This window comes from Cryobacterium sp. 10I5 (assembly GCF_035019865.1).
In the GTDB taxonomy this organism is placed as follows: Bacteria; Actinomycetota; Actinomycetes; order Actinomycetales; family Microbacteriaceae; genus Cryobacterium; species Cryobacterium breve_A.
In genome coordinates, this window is record NZ_JASJVI010000008.1 from 25,709 (window position 1) to 46,235 (window position 20,527).

The 20,527-nt window shown below is 70.7% G+C and carries 14 protein-coding genes and 1 pseudogene; 2 read left to right on the plus strand and 13 right to left on the minus strand.

Annotated elements, in window-relative coordinates; genetic code table 11:
• Window positions 1-3 precede the first annotated feature (3 nt).
• The 7 genes from QN350_RS04465 to QN350_RS04495 all read right to left on the minus strand — a co-directional run bounded on the left by QN350_RS04465 (window position 4) and on the right by QN350_RS04495 (window position 9,374).
• On the minus strand, window positions 4-4,869 hold the full coding sequence (locus QN350_RS04465; protein ID WP_322139434.1) for a DEAD/DEAH box helicase: 4,866 nt from the start codon (window positions 4,867-4,869) through the stop codon (window positions 4-6).
• A gap of 51 nt (window positions 4,870-4,920) precedes the next feature.
• Window positions 4,921-5,742: an SseB family protein gene (locus QN350_RS04470; protein ID WP_322139433.1), complete on the minus strand. Its 822-nt coding sequence runs from the start codon at window positions 5,740-5,742 to the stop codon at window positions 4,921-4,923.
• Complete coding sequence (gene priA / locus QN350_RS04475; RefSeq protein WP_323515907.1) at window positions 5,726-6,466, minus strand: bifunctional 1-(5-phosphoribosyl)-5-((5-phosphoribosylamino)methylideneamino)imidazole-4-carboxamide isomerase/phosphoribosylanthranilate isomerase PriA; 741 nt, start codon at window positions 6,464-6,466, stop codon at window positions 5,726-5,728. Before priA ends, QN350_RS04470 begins: the two co-directional genes overlap by 17 nt.
• 61 nt (window positions 6,467-6,527) lie before the next feature.
• Window positions 6,528-7,160: an imidazole glycerol phosphate synthase subunit HisH gene (hisH, locus tag QN350_RS04480; protein ID WP_322139432.1), complete on the minus strand. Its 633-nt coding sequence runs from the start codon at window positions 7,158-7,160 to the stop codon at window positions 6,528-6,530.
• Window positions 7,157-7,795, minus strand: coding sequence for an imidazoleglycerol-phosphate dehydratase HisB (gene hisB, locus QN350_RS04485; RefSeq protein WP_322139431.1), 639 nt, complete (start codon window positions 7,793-7,795; stop codon window positions 7,157-7,159). The genes hisH and hisB overlap by 4 nt, the downstream gene beginning before the upstream one ends.
• 25 nt (window positions 7,796-7,820) lie before the next feature.
• Complete coding sequence (locus QN350_RS04490; protein ID WP_416173067.1) at window positions 7,821-8,909, minus strand: histidinol-phosphate transaminase; 1,089 nt, start codon at window positions 8,907-8,909, stop codon at window positions 7,821-7,823.
• A 108-nt stretch (window positions 8,910-9,017) separates the two neighbouring features.
• Window positions 9,018-9,374 (minus strand): LysM peptidoglycan-binding domain-containing protein, encoded by a 357-nt coding sequence (locus QN350_RS04495; protein WP_281534418.1) that lies wholly within the window; start codon window positions 9,372-9,374, stop codon window positions 9,018-9,020.
• Between the two features lie 316 nt (window positions 9,375-9,690).
• Here QN350_RS04495 and lexA point away from each other — a divergent pair, with 316 nt between their 5' ends.
• Complete coding sequence (gene lexA, locus QN350_RS04500) at window positions 9,691-10,386, plus strand: transcriptional repressor LexA (protein WP_281536210.1); 696 nt, start codon at window positions 9,691-9,693, stop codon at window positions 10,384-10,386.
• 259 nt (window positions 10,387-10,645) lie between these two features.
• On the opposite strand, the gene metE is transcribed toward lexA, so the two are convergent.
• The 3 genes from metE to hflX all read right to left on the minus strand — a co-directional run bounded on the left by metE (window position 10,646) and on the right by hflX (window position 15,904).
• Entirely contained in the window at window positions 10,646-12,985 is a 2,340-nt protein-coding gene (metE, locus tag QN350_RS04505) for a 5-methyltetrahydropteroyltriglutamate--homocysteine S-methyltransferase (RefSeq protein ID WP_323502925.1), read from the minus strand.
• Window positions 12,986-13,159: 174 nt separating this feature from the next.
• Entirely contained in the window at window positions 13,160-14,149 is a 990-nt protein-coding gene (locus QN350_RS04510) for a methylenetetrahydrofolate reductase (protein WP_322139428.1), read from the minus strand.
• A 207-nt stretch (window positions 14,150-14,356) separates the two neighbouring features.
• Window positions 14,357-15,904, minus strand: a complete 1,548-nt coding sequence (gene hflX / locus QN350_RS04515) for a GTPase HflX (RefSeq protein WP_322139427.1) — start codon at window positions 15,902-15,904, stop codon at window positions 14,357-14,359.
• A gap of 41 nt (window positions 15,905-15,945) precedes the next feature.
• On the opposite strand from hflX, the gene QN350_RS04520 reads away from it, so the two are divergent.
• On the plus strand, window positions 15,946-16,569 hold the full coding sequence (locus QN350_RS04520; protein ID WP_322139426.1) for a class I SAM-dependent methyltransferase: 624 nt from the start codon (window positions 15,946-15,948) through the stop codon (window positions 16,567-16,569).
• A 154-nt stretch (window positions 16,570-16,723) separates the two neighbouring features.
• On the opposite strand, the gene dapF is transcribed toward QN350_RS04520, so the two are convergent.
• From dapF to miaB, 3 genes and pseudogenes are all read right to left on the minus strand, one after another.
• Window positions 16,724-17,605: a diaminopimelate epimerase gene (dapF, locus tag QN350_RS04525; protein WP_322139425.1), complete on the minus strand. Its 882-nt coding sequence runs from the start codon at window positions 17,603-17,605 to the stop codon at window positions 16,724-16,726.
• A 191-nt stretch (window positions 17,606-17,796) separates the two neighbouring features.
• Window positions 17,797-18,756: a tRNA (adenosine(37)-N6)-dimethylallyltransferase MiaA gene (gene miaA / locus QN350_RS04530; protein WP_323515909.1), complete on the minus strand. Its 960-nt coding sequence runs from the start codon at window positions 18,754-18,756 to the stop codon at window positions 17,797-17,799.
• Between the two features lie 211 nt (window positions 18,757-18,967).
• Window positions 18,968-20,500 (minus strand): annotated as a pseudogene (miaB, locus tag QN350_RS04535) (tRNA (N6-isopentenyl adenosine(37)-C2)-methylthiotransferase MiaB); the annotation flags it as partial.
• Window positions 20,501-20,527: the final 27 nt, after the last annotated feature.

A 20,527-nucleotide genomic window follows, 5' to 3' on the forward strand; every position in this document is an offset into this window, starting at 1 on the left:
TCCTCAGGCATGGAGCTTCAGGCCCTTCGGCGTCACGCCGAATCCCGCGACCTGGAGCGCGCGGCCGAACGGGGTCCCGATCACGAAGACGCCGTTGACCGTCTCGACGCCCAGTTTGGCGATCCGCCCGCTTGTCACGGTGGCGGCGAGGGCGCCGGCCGCGGCTGCGAACAGTGCGTCACGGGCCGCGGCGCCGTCGGCGTCGATGGCAGCACCAGCGGCACCGGCGGCATCGGCGCGGTTACCCGCCGGCGCCGTGCTGCCGTCGACATCGTCGGCCCCTCCGACCTGGCTTCCGTCGAAAGCGAGCACGGTCTTGCCGCCGCGTTCGACGTAGAGCACGAGGGCGCCGTCGACGAGAACGACGATCGCGCCGGCCTTGCGGGCGGCACGGTGGCTGGTTCCCGTCGGGAGGGCAGGCCAGGGCAGCACGGCCCCGTACGGGTTGGCCGGGTCGGTCGCCGCGAGCGTGACGACGACCGGCGCGCCCTGCCCCGTCGCGGTGGAGCCCGCTCCCCCGGTTCCGCCCGAGCCGGAGTCGGACTCCGTGAACGACCGCAGCCGGTCGATCGTGCCGGCGGTCGCGAACTGTGCGGCGCCGAGCCCGTCGATGAAGTAGCCGCGCCGGCAATGCCCGGATTCCTCGAAGCCGCTCAGGGTGCGGTAGACGAGTGCGAAGCCGCCGGTGACGCCCTCGCCCACGACGGCGCCGCGGGTGACGACGCCGTAGCGCTCGAGCAGGGTCTCACCGAGGGCGTGGGCGCGGCGGGTGGGTGAATCGTCGGCGACGGGCACGATCGACCAGCGGCCGGACACCGTCGGCGGGCCCCCACGGAGAGGCATCGCTGACCTGGCAAAGCCGCGCCCGCCGTGCAGGCGTGCCCGCGGCGCCGCCCGCTTGGTGCTGTGCGCCGTGCGGCCGCCGGAGAGCAGCGCCCGCACCGGGGCGAAGGTGTCGTTGCCGACGAGGCCGGCCCAGACCAGGTCCCAGAGGGCGTCGGCGAGGAGCACGTCGTCCTGGCTGCCGACCGCGTCGGCCAGTTGGCGGAAGAAGAATCCGCCCCCGCTGCCGAGGGTCGCGAGAACCTCGCGTTGCAATTCCGTGGTCTCCACGGGGGCAGGCGGCGGAAGGGTGAGCGCCGCGGTCTCGGCGAGGTACAGGCTGATCCAGCCGTCGTTGCCGGCGAGGGTGCCGGCTCCCGCCCAGAGCACCTCGCCCGCGTTGGTGAGCTCGTCGAGCATGGCCGGCCGGTAGTCGCTCACCCGGGCGGGCAGCACGAGCGACTCCCACGCCGACGCGGGGATGCGCGCCCCCTCGAGCTGTTCGATGACGGATGCGACGCCGTCGACGCCGCGGAGCCTCCCGCCGACGTGTTGCCAGGCCGGCAGGAATCGGCCCATCGTGATCTGGTCGACGGGCTCGACCTCGTGCCGCAGGGCGGCGAGGGAACGCCGGCGGAGCCGACGCAGGACCTCGGCGTCGCACCATTCGCTGCCGGTCCCGTGCGGCCGGTACTCGCCCTCGATCACCCGACGGGTGCCGGCGAGGCGGCGCAGCGCCCCGAGGGCGACGGCAGCGCCGAGACCGAAGCGATCGGCGACATCCGCCACGGTGAACGGGCCGTGCGTACGCGCGTAGCGGCTGACGAGGTCGCCGAGCGGGTCGGGCACGGTTTCGGTGAACGCGGCGGGCACCCCGAGGGGCACCGGAACGCCAAGCGCATCGCGGAGCCGGCTGGCGTCTTCGATCACGGCCCACCACTGTCGGCCGGCGAACCCGGCCCGCAGCACGCGGCGCGCGGCGACGAGCTCGAGGAGGCCGGCTTCGGCGTCGGGGCCACCCGCGGTATCGAGCCGGGCGGCGACCTCTTCCGTCGTGAGGGGGCCGAGCTGGCGCAGCAGGTCGGCGATGCCCTCGACTCCCCGCGCGTGCCGGTCGGCGGGCAGGCGCTGGAGTTCGGCGTCCGTCTGCTCGATCACGGCCGGGTCGAGCAGCTCCCGCAGTTCGACCCGGCCGAGCAGTTCGGCGAGGAGGCTCGAGTCGAGGGACAGCGCCGTTGCCCGGCGTTCGGCGAGCGGGGAGTCGCCCTCGTACATGAACGCGGCGACGTAGCCGAAGAGCAGGGTGCTCGCGAACGGACTCGGGGTGTCGGTCCGGGTCTCGACGAGGCGGATCGCGCGGCTGTTGATCTTGCGGGTGAGGTCGAGCAGGGCCGGGAGGTCGTAGACGTCCTGCAGGCATTCGCGCACGGTCTCGAGGATGATCGGGAAGGTCGGGTACTCGCGGGCAACCTCGAGCAGCTGGGCGGCCTTCTGCCGCTGCTGCCAGAGCGGCGACCGGGTGCCCGGGTTGTACTTGGGGAGCAGCAGGGCGCGCGCTGCGCACTCCCGAAACCGGGCGGCGAAGAGCGCGGAGCCGCCGACTTCGTCGGTCACGAGCTGCTCGATCTCTTCCGCCTCGAAGACGAAGAGCTCGGCGCCGGGAGGTTCGGAGTCGGTGTCGGGGATGCGCGCGACGATGCCGTCGTCGCTCGCGACGCACCCGCCGTCAAGCCCATACCGCTCCCGCACCCGGGCGGCGACCGCGAGCGCCCACGGCGCGTGCACCTGCATGCCGTATGCGGAATGCAGGATCACCCGCCAGTCGCCGAGTTCGTCGCGGAACCGTTCGACGACGAGGGTACGGTCGGTCGGCAGCTGCCCGGTGGCCGTCCGCTGGTCGGCGAGGAAGGTGAGCAGGTTGTTCGCGGCACGCTCGTCGAGCCCGCCGGTCGCGCAGCGGGCCCGGGCGGCGGCCTCCGGCAGGGCGGAGACCTCGCGGACGAAGGCGCCGACGGCCTCACCGAGTTCCGCCGGCCGGCCCAGGCCGTCACCCTTCCAGAACGGCAGCCGTCCCGGCTCGCCGAACGCCGGGAGCACGAGCACCCGGTCGTGGGTGATCTCCTGGATCCGCCAGCTCGTGGTGCCGAGGGCGAAGACGTCGCCGACCCGGGATTCGTAGACCATCTCCTCGTCGAGTTCGCCGACCCGGCGGCCCGTGGCCTGGTCACCGCCGACCATAAAGACGCCGAAGAGCCCGCGATCGGGGATGGTGCCGCCGCTCGTGACGGCGAGGCGTTGCGCGCCGGGGCGCCCGGTCAGGAGGCCGGTGTCGCGGTCCCAGACGATCCGGGGGCGGAGTTCGGCGAACTGGTCGGAGGGATACCGGCCGGCGAGGAGGTCGAGGGTGGCCTCGTATGCGGACCGGGGCAGGCCCTGGAACGGGGCGCTGCGGCGCACGATATCGAACCAGTCCTCGGCCTGGATCGGTTCGAGCGCCACGGCGGCGACGGTCTGCTGGGCGAGGATGTCGAGGGGGTTGGACGGCACCGCGATCGACTCGATCAGCCCGGCGACCATCCGCTCGGCCGCGACGGCGGCGTGGATGAGGTCGGCACGGTGCTTGGGATAGATCACGCCGCGGGAGATCTCGCCGACCTGGTGCCCGGCGCGGCCGACCCGCTGCAGCCCGCTCGCGACCGAGGGCGGAGACTCGACCTGCACGACGAGGTCGACCGCGCCCATGTCGATGCCGAGTTCCAGGCTCGACGTCGCGACCACGCAGCGCAGCCGCCCGGCCTTGAGATCTTCTTCGATCATCGAGCGCTGTTCCTTGCTCACCGAGCCGTGGTGCGCGCGGGCAAGGAGCGGCTCGGCTCCCTCGCTCTGGCCGCTCGCGCCCATCACGTCCGCGGGCGGCCGCGCAGGGACCGCTGCACCCCGTGCTGTGCCCGCACCGGCAGCGGTTCCGGCAGCGCCCTCGAAGACTGTCCCGGCCGTGCCCTCGGCGCCGGATGCCGGTGCGACCCCTGCCCCGACGGGCGTGAGTTCGCCGGTGGCCTGCTCCGCGGCATCCGCCAGGCGACCGGCGTAGATCTCGTTGAAGCGCGCGGTCAGTCGCTCGGCGAGGCGGCGCGAGTTCGCGAAGACGATGGACGAGGAGTGCGCGAGCACCTCGTCGACGATGGCCTCTTCGACGTGCGGCCAGATCGAACCGGCCTGCGGTGCGGCGGCCGCGGTCGCCCCCTCCCGTTCGGGAACGGGGCCGAGCTGGGTCATGTCGTCGACGGGGACGACGACGCGGAGGTCGAAGCGTTTGCCCGCGGCGGGGTTGACGATCTGCACCGGGGCAGAGCCGCCGAGGAAGCGGGCGACCTCCGCGGCCGGGCGGACGGTCGCCGAGAGGCCGATCCGCTGCGCCGGCCGCGCGAGCAGCTCGTCGAGGCGTTCCAGGGAGACGGCGAGGTGGGCGCCGCGCTTGCTCGACGCGACGGCGTGCACCTCGTCAATGATCACGGTGTCGACTCCGCGCAGGGAGTCGCGGGCCGCAGAGGTGAGCATCAGGAAGAGCGACTCCGGCGTCGTGATCAGGATGTCGGGGGGCGTCTTGACGAGGGTGCGCCGGTCGGCGGCCGGGGTGTCTCCCGAGCGGACGCCGACGGTCACCGTGACCGGAGGGAAGCCGAGCCGGGCCGCCGCCTGGGTGATGCCGACGAGGGGGGCGCGGAGGTTCCGTTCGACGTCGACGCCGAGTGCCTTGAGCGGGGAGATGTAGAGCACCCGGGTGCGCGGCAGCGGGGCGGCGACGGCCGCTGTGCCGGCAGCATCCGTTGTCGCGGATTGCCCTGACGGAGCCGGGGTCGCCAGCCGGTCGATGGCCCACAGGAAGGCCGCGAGGGTCTTGCCCGAGCCGGTCGGGGCGACGACGAGCGCGTGCGAGCCACGGGTGATGGCGTCCCAGGCGCCGAGTTGGGCCTCGGTCGGCGCTGCGAAGGCCTGGCCGAACCAGGCCCGGGTGGCGGGCGAGAATCTCTGCAGGACCTCGGTCATCTCTCCATCTTCCCGCTCACCCCTGACAATCGGCCGCAGCAAACGGCTCGGTCAGCTCGACGCGGTGAGCTGCACGCGCAGCGAATCGACCTGCGTTGCGATCGTGTCGCTCGCCGACCACCGCGCGGCGAGTCGGGCGAGCGTCGCGTCGAGTTCCACGCGGGTCAGGCCGTCGACGAGTTCGAGGCGCACCACGAGCTCGGGCCCGGCGAGCCGGCCGAGCGGGTCGCCCGCGGAGAGGGCGACGCCGAGCACGCTCAGCTCGCTCGTGATCGACTCAGCGAAGGCATCGGCGACGGCACGGCTCGCGTAGCTCGGCGTCCAGGGCTGGCCCTGGGCGATCGCCCACAGGGCCGGTCGCCGCACGACGTATTCGGTCGGCGCGGTCGGGTCCAGTACGACGAGGTCGGTGTTCTCCTGCGCCGCGGCGAGGGCGATCCGGATGCCGTCGGCCGGCACCGGCCGCGCCGCACTGTTCCACGCGGCCATGGCTTCGGCCGAGGTGAATACCGGGAGCACGTTCCGGCCGTCCGGTCCGGCGACCGTGATGACGGAGAGCTCCTGGGTCTTGTCGACCAGGAGGCCGGCCTCGGTGTGGCCGGAGTCCCCGAGCGCCGTCACGAGCGGGATCAAGAGCCGCGAGGAGCGGATCGCGTCGACGACGGCCTCCTCCCCCGACTCCCGGTCGCGGTAGCGGGCGAGGGCGGCGAGGAGCTCGAGCGGGGCCGATCCGTCGTCGCCGGCGTGGTCGTTGGCCTCGAAGGCCCGGCCGGCCCAGGGCTGTCCTGCGGAATCGGCGGGGCCGCCGTGGCCGCCCTGGCCCTCTGGGCCCCCGGGGAGTCCGGTCGATCCGAGGTTAACGGCCGGCGACATCCAGTGCCTCACCGAGGGTGAAGGCGCCGGCGTAGAGCGCCTTGCCCACGATCGCACCCTCGAGCCCGAGCGGGACGAGCTCGCGCAGGGCGACCAGGTCGGCCAGGCTCGAGATGCCGCCGGAGGCGACCACGGGACGATCGGTGTGCTCGAGCACCTGCCGGAGCAGGTCGAGGTTCGGACCCTGGAGGGTGCCGTCCTTGGTGACGTCGGTCACGACGTAGCGGGAGCAGCCGGCCTCCTCGAGGCGGGCGAGCACCTCCCAGAGGTCGCCGCCCTCCTTCGTCCAGCCGCGGGCGGCGAGGGTCGTGCCGCGCACGTCCAGGCCGACGGCGACGGCGTCACCGTGTTCTGCGATCACGCGGGCGGCCCAGTCCGGGTTCTCCAGTGCTGCCGTTCCGAGGTCGATCCGGCTGACGCCCGCGCCGAGCGCCGCCTGCAGGGAGGCGTCGTCCCGGATTCCGCCGGACAGTTCGATCCTGACTCCGACGACCTCGCGGATGACCCGGCTGATCACCTCGGTGTTGGTGCCGCGCCCGAAGGCCGCGTCGAGGTCGACGAGGTGGATCCACTCGGCGCCCTGCCTCGCCCAGTCGAGGGCGGCGTCGACGGGGTCGCCGTAGTTGGTCTCGGTGCCTGCCTCACCCTGGGTGAGTCGCACAGCCTTGCCGTCTGCGACGTCGACGGCCGGGAGCAGGACGAGGCGGGGGGTGGTTTCAGTCACGGTAGTCCTCAGATCAGGGATGGGTGCGGCAAGGCCGCCGAACAGAGTGCGCGAGGGATGGTCAATCCCGCAGGGTGCCGATCCAGTTCTTCAGCAGGCGGATGCCGGCCTCACCCGACTTCTCCGGGTGGAACTGGGTCGCGGAGAGCGGTCCGTTCTCGACGGCGGCGAGGAACGGTCCACCGTGTTCCGCCCAGGTGAGCCGGGGCCGCGGGAACGGCGGCGTGACCTCGAGCGTCCATTCCTGGGCTGCGAAGGAGTGCACGAAGTAGAACCGCTCGTCCTCGATGCCGGCGAAGAGGCGCGAGTTCGGGTCGGGGGTGACGGTGTTCCAGCCCATGTGCGGGAGGATCTTCGCGGGCAGCTGGGCGACGGTGCCGGGCCATTCGCCGAGTCCCTCCGTCTCCGAGCCGCGTTCGACGCCGTGTTCGAAGAGCACCTGCATGCCGACGCAGATGCCGAGCACCGGTCGTCCCCCGGCGATGCGGCGGTCGACGATCTCGTCGCCGCGCACGGCGGTGAGCGCGCTCATCACGGCGCTGAACGCTCCGACGCCGGGCACGACGAGTCCGGAAGCCTCGAGGGCGGTGCGGCGGTCGCTGGTCAGGGTCACGTCGGCTCCGGCGAGCTCGAGCGCCTTCACGGCCGAGTGCACGTTGCCCGTGCCGTAGTCGAAGACGACGACGCTCGTCACAGCGCGCCCTTGGTCGAGGGGATGCCGGAGACGAGCGGGTCGTAGGCCTTGGCCTGGCGGAATGCCCGGGCGAAGGCCTTGAATTCGGCCTCGGCGATGTGGTGCGGGTCTCGGCCGCCGAGCACGGTGATGTGCACGGTGAGCGCGGCATTGAAGGCGATCGCCTCGAAGACGTGGCGTACCATCGAGCCGGTGAAGTGCCCGCCGATGAGGTGGAACTCGAAGCCGGCCGGCTCCCCGGTGTGTACGAGGTACGGTCGTCCGGAGATGTCGACGACGGCCTGGGCCAGGGCGTCGTCCAGCGGCACGAGCGCGTCGCCGTAGCGGGAGATGCCGGACTTGTCGCCGAGCGCCTGCCGGATGGCGAGTCCGAGCACGATGCCGATGTCTTCGACGGTGTGGTGCACGTCGATCTCGATGTCTCCGGTCGCCCGCACCGTGAGGTCGGTCAGGGAGTGCTTGGCGAACGCGGTGAGCAGGTGGTCGTAGAACGGCACCGAGGTGTGGATGTCGGAGACGCCGGTGCCGTCGAGGTTGATCGTCAGGTCGATGCTCGACTCGCTCGTCTCCCGCTGCAGGTGTGCGATGCGCGCCTGTGCGGTCGTTGACGGTGCGGCCGGTGACTGTGAGCTCATGCCGCTAGTTTATTGGCCCCGGCGGTTACGCGTGGCCCAGCGCTTCGAGGGCGTCGAGGAAAGCGCTCGTCTCGCTCTCGGTGCCTGCCGTCACCCGCAGGTGGCCGGGGATCCCGACGTCGCGCACGAGGATGCCCTCGGCGAGCAGCGCCTCGAACGTGGCGCGCGGGTCGGCGACGCCGCCGAAGAGCACAAAATTGCTCCAGCTGCGCAAGGGTCGGTAGCCCAGCCGGCTCAGCTCGGTGACGAGGCGGTCGCGCTGGCCGCGGATGTCGTCGACCATGCGCAGCATCTCCGGAGTGTGCGCGAACGCGGCGACGGCCGCGGCCTGGGTGAGCGCGGAGAGGTGGTACGGCAGGCGAACGAGGCGCAGAGCATCCGTCACGGCCGGGTCGGCCGCGAGGTAGCCCACCCGGGCTCCGGCGAACGCGAAGGCCTTGCTCATCGTGCGGGAGACGAGCAGGCGTTCACGCCCGGGCAGCAGGGTGAGGGCGGATGCCGTCCCCACCGGGGCGAATTCGGCGTAGGCCTCGTCGACGACCACGATGCCGTCGCAGGCGTCGTAGACCGCCGCGATCACGTCGAGCGAGAGCGGGGTCCCGGTCGGGTTGTTCGGGGAGCACAGGAAGACGAGGTCGGGGTTGACCCGGTTGACCCAGTCGACGGCGCGTTCCGGGGTGAGTTCGAAGTCGGCGTCGCGGTCACCGGCGACCCAGCGCGTTCCGGTGCCCGAGGCGAGCAATGGGTACATCGAATAGGTGGGGGCGAACCCGAGGACGGTGCGTCCCGGCCCGCCGAAGGCCTGCAGCACCTGCTGGAGGACCTCGTTGGAGCCGTTGGCCGCCCAGATGTTCTGGCGGGTGAGACCGTGACCGAGGTAGCGGGCCATCGCCTCGCGCAGTTCCGTGAACTCGCGGTCCGGGTACCGGTTGATCCCGCGGATCGCGGCGGCCAGGGCTGCTGCGATGTCGACGGCCACGTCCTCGGGGATCCCGTGGGTGTTCTCATTCACATTGAGAGCGACCGGCACGTGCAGCTGCGGTGCCCCATAGGGAGTGAGCCCGCGAAGATTGTCGCGGAGGGGCAGGTCGTTGAGACTGGTCACTCCCCCCATAATACTGATGGGCTTCAGCACCGGTGGGCGTTATCGCCGGTGGTTCAGGATCCGGCTGGTTCAGGATCCGACTACTTCAGGATCCGGCTGGATCAGTATTCGGCAGGTTCAGTATTCGGCAGGGAGGGCCAGGCGCTGGCCCGGCTGCACACTCTCGGAGGGCAGCTGATTCAGGTTGACGATCTCGGCGATGACTTCGCGCGGGTCGGCGGCGGGCGCGATGCGCTTTGCAAGCTGCCACAACGACTGGCCCGACTGGATCGTGACGTAGTCGAACGTCGTCGCACTTCCGCTGGCGCCGCTCAACGTACTGCCGTCGGCGGCGGCGAGGCCGCCGTTGAGGGCGATGGCCAGCGCGCCCACGACGAGGGGGACGCCGGCGATCGCGGTCAGCACGGCACGACCGCGCCGCGTGATGCGCAGCCGGGTGTGCGCCCCCGGGACCAGCTCGATTGTTGTGCTCATGTCTGCCTCCTGTGTATTCGTATCCGGCTCTCGGCCGGGAGAGCCGGATACGAAGCTATGTTCCGAATATATATTCGATTGTTCGAACAATCAAGACTTCCTCCGGTTATTATTGGGGTGAAGTACACGACACACTCGAATGAATGTCTGCACATCGCCCCGCACTGGTTACAGTTTCGATTGACTGGTGTGAACTCAACCAGCGACCACTGACATTCGGATACGGTCGCCTCACGGCATCCGCCGGGACGACCGCCCGCCACCGCCCACCGCCACCGACAGGAGCGACATCGTGACCCAGGACAGCGTGACCCCGTTGACCGCCAGTTCCCCCGAACGCGGTGGGACACGTCGGAGGAAGAGCCTCAGCGACAAGCAGCGCGCGATCATGGACGTCATCCAGCGCTCCGTCGGCCAGCGGGGCTATCCGCCGAGCATGCGGGAGATCGGTGACGCCGTCGGGTTGTCTTCGCTGTCGAGCGTCACCCACCAGCTCAACCAGCTCCAGCTGAGCGGCTACCTGCGCCGGGACCCGAACCGGCCCCGGGCGCTCGAGGTGCTGATCGAGCTGCCGCAGTCTCCGGAGGACACCGCCGCCGGAGCCGCGGAAAACTTCCAGCAGGGAACCCCGGTCGGCGACGCGGCCATGGTGCCGCTCGTCGGTCGGATCGCCGCCGGTGTGCCGATCATGGCCGACCAGCAGGTCGACGAGATCTTCCCGCTCCCGCGCCAGCTCGTGGGCAAGGGCGAGCTGTTCATGCTCAAGGTCGTCGGTGAGTCGATGATCGACGCCGCGATCATGGACGGCGACTGGGTCGTCGTCCGCCAGCAGAAGACCGCGGAGAACGGCGAGATCGTCGCCGCGATGCTCGACGGCGAAGCGACGGTCAAGGTCTTCCGGCAGCGCGACGGCCACACCTGGCTGCTGCCGAGGAACACCAACTTCGAGCCGATCCTCGGCGACCACGCCGAGATCCTCGGCAAGATCGTCGCCGTCCTGCGTTCCCTTTAGCTGCCGCGCTCGGTCTATCCTCCGCGCTCGCTCGATCGACCGCGCTCGCTCTCAACCCGGCGCACGATCGCACTCCGGCGCGCACCACGATTTGGCGCGCGCCAACTGCGCCGTTTCGCGCCAGGCATGCCTGGCGCGAAACGGCGGAATTGGAGCGCGGAGAACGGGAGCTGGCGCGAAGCGGCTGAACTGGCGCGTCTGGCGCGTCTGGCGGGTCTGTCGCGTGGCGGGTCTGGCGCGAAGCGGCGCCCGGACCTGGTCAGGCGCGAGCGGGGACTCCTGCGGCGAGGCGGGCGCGCACGATGCGGGTCGCCTCGATCATGTTGGTCAGGGACTCGACCGTCTCGGCGTAGCCGCGGGTCTTGAGCCCGCAGTCCGGATTCACCCACACCTGGCCGGCCGGGATGGCCGCGACGGCCCGGTCGAGCAAGTCCGTGAGCTCGGCAACGCCCGGCACCCGCGGCGAGTGGATGTCGTAGACGCCCGGGCCGATGCCGTGGTCGAAGCCGTTGGCCTGGATGTCCGTGACGACTTCCATGCGGGAGCGTGCGGCCTCGATGCTCGTCACGTCGGCATCCAGGGCGCGGATCGCCTCCAGCACGACGCCGAACTCTGAGTAGCAGAGGTGGGTGTGGATCTGGGTGGCGTCACGCACGCCGGCGGTCGCGAGCCGGAACGAGCCGACAGACCAGTCGAGGTAGTCGGCGTGCCCGGCCTTCTCGAGCGGGAGCAGTTCGCGCAGTGCGGGCTCGTCGACCTGGACGATGCCGATTCCGGCGGCCTCGAGGTCGGCGATCTCGTCGCGGAGGGCGAGGGCGACCTGACGTGCCGTCTCACCGAGGGGCTGGTCGTCGCGCACGAAGGACCAGGCGAGGATGGTCACCGGGCCGGTCAGCATGCCCTTGACCGGCTTCGCGGTCAGCCCCTGCGTGTAGGTCGACCACTCGACGGTGATCGGCTTCGGCCGGGACACATCGCCCCAGAGGATCGACGGACGCGTGCACCGGCTGCCATAGGACTGAACCCAGCCGTTGTCGGTGACCGCGAAGCCGTCGAGGTTCTCGGCGAAGTACTGCACCATGTCGTTGCGCTCGGGTTCCCCGTGCACGAGCACATCGAGGCCGAGCTCCTCCTGCAGGGCGACGACCCGGGCGATCTCCGCGCGCATCAGGTCGCGGTACTCGTCGGCCGTGAGCACTCCCTTCAGGAAGCGGGCGCGGGCGCGACGGATCTCCCCCGTCTGCGGAAAGGAGCCGATGGTCGTCGTCGGCAGGAAGGGCAGCGCAAGCGCGGTCTCCTGGGCGACAAGCCGGTCAGCGTAGGCGCCACGCCGGTATGCGGCGTCGGTGAGCTCCGCGGCGCGGGCCCGGACTTCGCCATCACGGACGCCGGGAGCGGAGCTGCGGGCGGCCAGTGCCGCGGTCGCGGCGTCCAGTTCGGCGGCGATAACCTCCCGGCCCTCCGCCAGCCCACGGGCGAGGGTCGCGACCTGGCCGACCTTCTCGTCGGCGAAGGCGAGCCAGCTCAGGAGCTCGGCACCGAGTGCGGGCTCATCAGCGATCGTGTGCGGGACGTGCTGCAGGCTCGTCGAGGTTGAGACGGCGACCCGCGTCGACAGCGCGCCCAGTCCGGTGACGCTCGTGAAGGCATCCGCCAGGTCGCCGCGCCAGACGTTGTGCCCGTCGACGACACCGGCGACGAGGGTCTTCCCGTCCAGGCCGGGGACGGGCGCCGGCAGTGCGCCGCGGACGAGATCGAGGCCGATGGCCTCGATGGGCGCAGCGGCGAGCACGGGCAGGGCGTCGCCGAGGCTGCCATAGGGTGCGGCGATGAAGATCGCCGGGCGCTGGGCGAGGTGGCCGAGGGTCCCGTATGCCCACTGCACGGCGCTGAGGGTATCGGCGCGGGGCACGTCGATGCTCTCGCTGACGAGACCCGGTTCGTCGAGCTGGACCCATTCGGCGCCTGCGTCGGCGAGGCGCTGCAGCAGGGTCGCGTAGACGGGGATGAGGTCGTCGAGCCGGTCGAGCGGCCGGAAACCCGCGGGGGCTTCGTCGCTCGGCTTGCTGAGCAGCAGGAAGGTGACCGGGCCGACGATGACGGGCCGGGTCAGGAAGTCGGCCGAGCGCGCTTCCTCGAACTCGCGCACGATCCGGTCGCTCGAGAGGGAGAACTCGGTGTCCGGGCCGATCTCGGGAACGAGGTAGTGGTAGTTCGAGTCGAACCACTTGGTCATTTCGAGCGGAAGGCTGTCCCCTTCGCCGCGAGCGAGGGTGAAGTATCCGGCGAGGTCGATGTGTCCGTCAGCGTCGACGAGCCCGGCGAAGCGGGCGGGCACGGCGCCGACCGTGCAGAGTGCGTCGAGCATCTGGTCGTAGTAGGAGAAGGACTCGGGGATGGCGGAGTCGGTGCGGCCGAGACCGAGGGCGGCGAGGCGGTCGCGCGTGGCCTGGCGGAGTCCGGCAGCGGTGGCCTCGAGCTCGGCGGCGGTCGACGTGCCGGCCCAGAAAGATTCGACGGCTTTCTTGAGCTCGCGGCGCGGGCCGATGCGCGGGTAGCCGAGGATCGTGCCGGTGGGGAACGGGGCGGTGGGGGTCATGACGTTTCCTTTGCGGTGATGGGGCGGTGAAGCGGATGGTGGACGGTGGTCTGAGAGAAGGCTGGGGTGTCGGCCGGCGCGCTTTCGGGCGCGACGGAACTCCGGGGCACGAGCCGGCGTTCGGCGGAGAGTGAGAATTGTGGCGGCGACCGGGGTGGGGCCGCTGGGCGGCGGTTACACGGCCGCCGGCAGTCCCGTGTGCGCCCGAACCGGCGTCGGTGCGCCGAGCAGGCCGCAGCCGTCGAGCACCTCGAGTACGGTCTCGTGCTGGTTGAAGGCGTACAGGTGCAGCCCGGGGGCGCCACCTGCGATCACCTGTCTGGCGAGGTCGACGGCGTGCTGGATGCCGATCTCGCGCTGGCCCTCCTTGGTCGGTTCGATCTCGAGCCGGATGGACAGGTCTGCGGGCATCTGTTCGCCGGAGAGCTCGATGATCCGCCGGAGTCTGGCCGGGCTCGTCACGGGCATGATGCCGGGCAGGATCGGGAAGAGCACACCGGCCTCCCTGGCGCGCTGGACGAAGCTCAGGAAGTGGTCGGCGTGGAAGAAGAGCTGGGTGATGCCGAGGTTCGCGCCCGCGGCCTGCTTGGCGAGCAGGGTGTCGATGTCCTGCGCCGAGGAGCGCGACCGGGGATGGCCGTTCGGGAACGCCGCGACGGCGATCCGCACCTTCTCGTGGCCGGGCTTCACGGCGCGGGCCGCCGGGATACCGGGGATGATCGTCTCACGGTACGGCGATTTCTCGGCCTGAACCCGGTGGATGAGCTGTACGAGTTCGGCGGCGCTGCCGAAGTCGCCGAGGAACTCCTCGCCTTCCTTCGAGCCGGCAGGGGGGTCGCCCCGGAGGGCGAGGAAGCTGCGCACTCCCGCGTCGAGGAACTCGCGGATCAGCCGGTTCGCTTCGTCGTGGGTGGAGCCGACGCAGGTGAGGTGCGCCATCGCTTCGACGTTCGTCGTGCGGAGGATGCGGCTGAGCACATCGAGCGAGGAGCGACGCGAGGATCCGTTTGCTCCGTAGGTGACCGAGAGGAAGTCGGGCCCTGCCGCCGCGAGATGGTCGATCGTCGTCGCGAGAGCGGATGCCGCGGCATCCGTTTTGGGCGGGTACAGCTCGAAGGAGAACGGGATGCGCCGCGTGCGGGCGGAGTCCGGTGGAGTGGACATTCATTCCTCATTCGACAGAATCCAGTGTGTTCACTGAAATGGCCGGGCGGCCGCGGACCGTCAGGGAGCCCTGGCGGGTGTTCGCGGGCGGGTGCCGGGCTCGGCTGTCGCTCCATGCCGGCGGACAAGAATCCGTCGGCAACGATTGAAGAAAACTCTAGCAATCCCCTCCCGGGATTGCACGAGTGTGACCGTTCGTTACCTCGGTCAGCTCGCGACGGCGGGCGCGGTGCCTGAGGGTGCGAGGAGGAACGGTGCGAACAGGGACTGGATCTCGGTCGTGACGAGGGCACGCACCCGCGTGCCGGTTTCGGCGTAGTCGGTGCTCAGGATCGTGCCCTGCGCGTGCAGGATCGCGATCAGGTCTCCGCGCTCGTAGGGGATGAGCAGGTCGAGCTCGATGGAGGGGCGCGGCAGCAGGTCAGCGACCGCGGCGAGCACCTCGTCGATGCCTTCGCCGGTGCGCGCGGAGACGAAGATGCCCTTCGGCCAGAGGCCGCGGAGCACCAGGCGATCGTCGTCGCTGACCAGGTCGCTCTTGTTGAAGACGACGAGTTCGGGGATCTCCCGGGCGCCGACCTCGCTGATGACCTCACGGACCGTCGCGAGCTGGCTCGCCGGGTCGGGGTGGGATGCGTCGACGACGTGAACGATGACGTCGGCGTCGGCGACCTCCTCGAGGGTCGACCGGAAGGCCTCGACGAGTTGGTGCGGGAGGTTGCGGACGAAGCCGACGGTGTCGGTGAGCGTGTACAGCCGGCCGTCGCTCGTTGTGGACTTGCGCACGGTCGCGTCGAGCGTGGCGAACAGGGAGTTCTCGACGAGCACGCCGGCCCGGGTGATCCGGTTGAGCAGGCTCGACTTGCCGGCGTTGGTATAGCCGACGATCGCGACGGAGGGCACGGCGTTGCGCTTGCGGTTGGCGCGCTTGGCCTCGCGGGCAGGTTTCATGGCCAGGATCTGCTTGCGCAGCCGGGACATCCGGGTGTGGATGCGACGACGGTCGAGTTCGATCTTCGTCTCGCCGGGGCCGCGGGAACCCATTCCGGCACCGGTGCCGCCGACCTGGCCACCGGCCTGGCGGGACATCGAGTCGCCCCAGCCGCGGAGGCGGGGCAGCAGGTATTCGAGCTGGGCGAGCTCGACCTGGGCCTTGCCCTCCCGGCTCTTGGCGTGCTGGCTGAAGATGTCGAGGATCGTGGCGGTGCGGTCGATGACCTTGACCTTGACGACGTCTTCGAGGGCGCGGCGCTGGCTGGGCGCGAGTTCGGTGTCGGCGATGACGGTGTCGGCGCCGAGGGCCTTGACGATGCCGGCGAGTTCCTGCGCCTTGCCCTTGCCGAGGTAGGTGCTCGTGTCCGGGGTGGCGCGGCGCTGCATGAGGCCGTCGAGCACGGTCGCACCCGCGGTCTCGGCGAGGGCGGCGAGTTCGCGCATGGAGTTCTCGGCGTCCGCGACGGTGCCCTGGGTGTAGAGGCCGATCAGGATGACGTTCTCGAGGCGCAGCTGCCGGTATTCGACCTCGGTGACGTCCTCGAGCTCAGTCGAGAGGCTCGGAACCCGGCGGAGGGCGTTGCGGTCTTCGCGGTCGAGCTGGGCGCCGTCATGGCCGTCATCGTGTTCGTCGGAGCGGGGCTCGGCATCGAGGGCCTGGGCGCTCCCGCTGCGGAACAGGGAGTAGCCTGCGGCCTTGGAATCGGCACTGGCAAGGACCCGTGCCACAACGTCGTCCGGGGTTTCAACTGGTTCAATCATTCCTTTAACCTTACTTCCTCGAAGCGCGGTAGGTTCCCTCTATGCCCTCCGACCATTACTTCACCCCTGCCCCCGACAGCAAGCTCAGGCTGCAGCAGGTGACCGTGCACCTGGGAGGCCAGGCGCGGGAGGTCACGACCGCCAATTCCGTGTTCAGCCCTGACCACATCGACACGGGCACCAAGGTGCTCCTGGAGAACTCGCCGGCCCCGCCGCCGGGGGGCGATTTCCTCGACCTCGGCTGCGGCTGGGGCCCGATCAGCTTCCACCTCGCGCTCGCCTCGCCGCGCGCCACGATCTGGGCTGTCGACGTGAACGAACGCGCCCTCGACCTCGTGCGGCTCAATGCCGAGAAGCTCGGGCTGACCAACATCACGGCCGTCACACCCGATCAGGTTCCCGCCCATGTGCAGTTCCGTACGATCTGGTCGAACCCGCCGATCCGGGTCGGCAAGAGTGAGTTGCACAATCTGCTGAGCGGCTGGCTGCCCCGCCTCGAACCCGATTCGGATGCCTGGCTCGTCGTGCAGCGCAACCTCGGCTCCGATTCCCTGCAGCGCTGGCTCGACGGCGAACTCCCCTCCGACTTCGCGGTGTCCCGCTTCGCGATCAGCAAGGGCTTCCGGGTCCTGCGCGTCAAGCGCCACGGAGCATCCGCCCTCTAACAGCGAGCGCACTCCCCCGCCCCGCCCCGCCTGCGAGGGTTCCGCGAGAGCGGAGAAATGGCCCTTTCGCGGGCCGCGAAGGGGCCATTTTCGTACTCTCGCGGCAGGCAGCAACGGCGGGTGCACCGTTCGGTGATGGTGCAGGCGCCGGGGGTCAGTTCAGGCGGAAGACGCCGTCGTACACGAGCTCGGCCGGCCCGGAGAGCGCGACGTGCTCGCCGTCCTCGACCGGGAACATCCGCACGCCGAGCGTGCCGCCGGTCACCTCGACGCGCCACTGGTTCGGGGCTCCCGCGCCCGCCCAGTGCCGGGTCGCGAGGGCGGCCGCTGCTGCTCCCGTGCCGCAGGAGAGCGTCTCGCCGCTGCCGCGTTCGTGGACGCGCATCCGGATGTGCCCGACCCCGTCGACGATCAGGGGGTCGCCGGGCACGACGAATTCGACGTTGGCGCCGTCGGCGGGTTCGGGGTCGAGCTGCGGTATATAGCCGAGGTCGGCGCTCTCGAGTTCGGCGAGGTCTGCGAGGGCGACCACGACGTGCGGGTTGCCGACGTTGATGCCGAGACCGGGCCGGGCGACGGCGAGGTTGCGGGCGCGCACGAGTGGTTCGCCGCCGTCGAGCCGCCAGCGGCCCAGGTCGACCTGGTAGCCGGCAGCGTTCCGTTGCACGTCACGGACGCCCGCACGGGTGCCGACGACGAGGGTGTCTCCGCCGGGCAGGTCGGCAAGGCCCTGTTCGGCGAGGAACCTGGCGTAGACACGGATGCCGTTGCCGCACATCTCGGAGAGCGTTCCGTCGGCATTCCAGTAGTCCATGAACCACTCGGCCTGGTCGTCCTCCGCGAGGGCGGCCGCTCCGGCCGAGAGGCTGCGCGAACGCACCGCGCGGATGATGCCGTCGGCGCCGATGCCGAAGCGGCGGTCGCAGATCGCGCGGATCTGCGCCGGGGTCAGCTCGATCTGCCCGTCGGGATCGGCGAACAACACGAAGTCGTTGCCCGTGCCCTGGCCTTTGGTGAAGTTGAGATCGATGCCCATCAGACCAGTGTAGGGAGCAGACCGGTGCGTCCCGACCCGGGCAGTGCCTCCCGAACGACGATGACCGCCCTCGGGGACCCGCACCCGGCATCCGCTGCCCGAACCGATTCGACGGAGATCTTGCCCGGAAAGAGCTTCAAAAGCCGCCCCAGGTGCAAAAATCCCAAAATCTCCGTCGAATTCGTTAGGGGTCAGAGGTGGGAGCGGGCGGACGCGAGGCGGTCGGGCGAGTCGTAGTCGATCCAGTGCGTGTCCGGTGAGCGCTTGAACCAGCTCACCTGACGGCGGGCGTAGCGACGGGTGAGCTGCTGGGTCTGCTCGATCGCCTCCGCCTGGCTGAGCCGGCCGCTGAGCTGGCCGAGCGCCTGCGCGTAGCCGATGGCCCGGCTCGCGGTGACGCCGGTTTCGAGGCCGGCCGGGATGAGGCCGCGGACCTCGTCCAGGAGGCCGCCTGCCCACATCCGGTCGACGCGGGCGTCGAGGCGTGCGGTGAGTTCCTCGCGCGGCGCCCGCAGGCCGACGGTCACGGCCGGGCGCCAGTACACGGGCTCCCCCGGCAGGGCGGCGAGGTGCGGCGCCCCGGTGAGTTCGACGACCTCGAGCGCGCGTACGAGGCGGCGGCCGTTGCTCGGGCCGATCCGCGAGGCGGCGCCGGGGTCGACGGCCTTCAGGCGCGCATAGAGCCCGCCGGGGCCCTGCTCGACCAGGTCTGCCTCGAGCCGGGCGCGCAGCACCGGGTCCGTAGCCGGGAACTGGAAGTCATAGACCACGGAGGACACGTACAGCCCGGAGCCGCCGACGAGGATAGGAACGGCGCCGCGGGCGGTGATGTCCTCGATCGCGATGCGGGCCTCGGTCTGGTAGCGGGCGACCGCGGCCTCGTCGGTCACGGCGAGCACGTCGAGCAGGTGGTGCGGGATCCCCCGCTGCTCGTCCGCGCCGAGCTTGGCGGTGCCGATGTCCATTCCGCGATAGAGCTGCATGGCATCGGCATTGACAATTTCGGCCGGTCTCCCTTCCGCCCTGAGGCTCTCGGCGATGTCGAGGGACAGCTCGCTCTTGCCGGTGCCGGTCGGTCCGACGATGACGACAAGCACCCGGTTAGCGCTCACCGTCGTCGGCGGCGTAGATCGGCACGGTTGAGCTCGCATTGATCGCCGGGATCCGGCGAGCGGCGGTCGGAACGGCGGGCGCCGGAGCCGGAGCCTGAGCCGCGACGGAGGGTGCCGCGGCGGTGGGTGCCGCGAGGGTGGGCGCCGCGACATGCGCGGACTCCGGAACTCCCTGCGCGGCCGAGTGGGCTGTGGAGCTCGGGGCAGAGTCCGGCGCGGCACCGTGCGACGCGGTGTGCGGTGCGGTGGGACGGAGTCCGAGGGTGGGCATCCCGAGCGAGACGGCGCCGCCCGCTGCGGCACCCGAGTGGCTCGGCACGCCACAGGCATCCGCTTCTGCGCGGTCCCAGGCGTCCCCGGCCGTGGTCCGGCGGATGCGCAGGGGAGCTCCGTCCCGGGAGTCTGCGATCAGGTGGAACGGCGCGGCCTGGGTCACGGTCACCGTGACGAGGTCCCCGGGGCGGGGACGCTCTGAACCCTCGGGAACGTCGAAGTGCACGAGGCGGCTGTCTGGCGCGCGCCCGCTCATCCGGTGGGTGTCCGAGTCCTTGCGGCCCTCACCGTTGGCGACGAGCAGTTCGAGCTCCCGGCCGATCACGGCCTGGTTCTCTTCCCACGAGATGCGCTCCTGCAGCGCAGCGAGGCGCTCGTAACGATCCTGGACGATCTCCTTGGGCACCTGGTCGGCCATCTCGGCCGCCGGTGTGCCCGGGCGGATCGAGTACTGGAAGGTGAAGGCCGTCGCGAATCGTGCACGCTCGACGACCCGGAGGGTGTCCTGGAAGTCTTCCTCGGTCTCGCCGGGGAAGCCGACGATGATGTCGGTGCTGATCGCGGCGTCGGGCATCCGCGCCCGAACCCGGTCGAGGATGCCGAGGAAACGCTCGGAGCGGTAGGACCGGCGCATGGCCTTGAGTACCCGGTCGGAACCGGACTGCAGCGGCATGTGCAGCTGCGGCATCACGGCGGGAGTGTCGGCCATGGCCTCGATGACGTCGTCCGTGAAGGCGGCGGGGTGCGGGCTCGTGAAGCGGATGCGTTCGAGTCCCTCGATCTTCCCGGCGGCGCGGAGGAGTTTGCCGAAGGCGAGCCGGTCGCCGAATTCGACGCCGTAGGAGTTGACGTTCTGGCCGAGCAGCGTGACCTCGATGGCGCCGTCGTCGACGAGCGCCTGGATCTCGGCGAGGATCTCACCGGGCCGGCGGTCCTTTTCCTTGCCGCGCAGGGCGGGGACGATGCAGAAGGTGCAGGTGTTGTTGCAGCCGACCGAGATGGAGACCCACCCGCTGTAGCTCGAGTCGCGCTTGGTCGGGAGTGTCGAGGGGAAGGTCTCGAGGGCATCGAGGATCTCGAGCTGGGCCTCGCCGTTGTGCCGGGCGCGTTCGAGCAGGCTCGGCAGGGCGCCCATGTTGTGGGTTCCGAAGACGACGTCGACCCAGGGCGCCTTCCCGAGGATGACGTCCTTGTCTTTCTGCGCGAGGCAGCCGCCGACGGCGATCTGCATGCCGGCATGGCGCCGTTTGATCGACGCGAGCTGGCCGAGGTTGCCGTAGAGCTTGTTGTCCGCGTTCTCCCGCACCGCGCACGTGTTCAGCACGACGATGTCGGCCTCCGCCCCGTCGGCGGGAACGTACCCGGCGGCTTCGAGGGAACCGCTCAACCGTTCGGAGTCGTGCACGTTCATCTGGCAGCCAAAGGTGCGCACCTCGTAGGTGCGCGCCCGGCCGTCGGCGTCGCGGGCCGCCGGCGACGGGGCGATCAGGGTCTGCGTGCTCAAGGTCATAGTGACTCCAGTTTACGCGACCGCGCC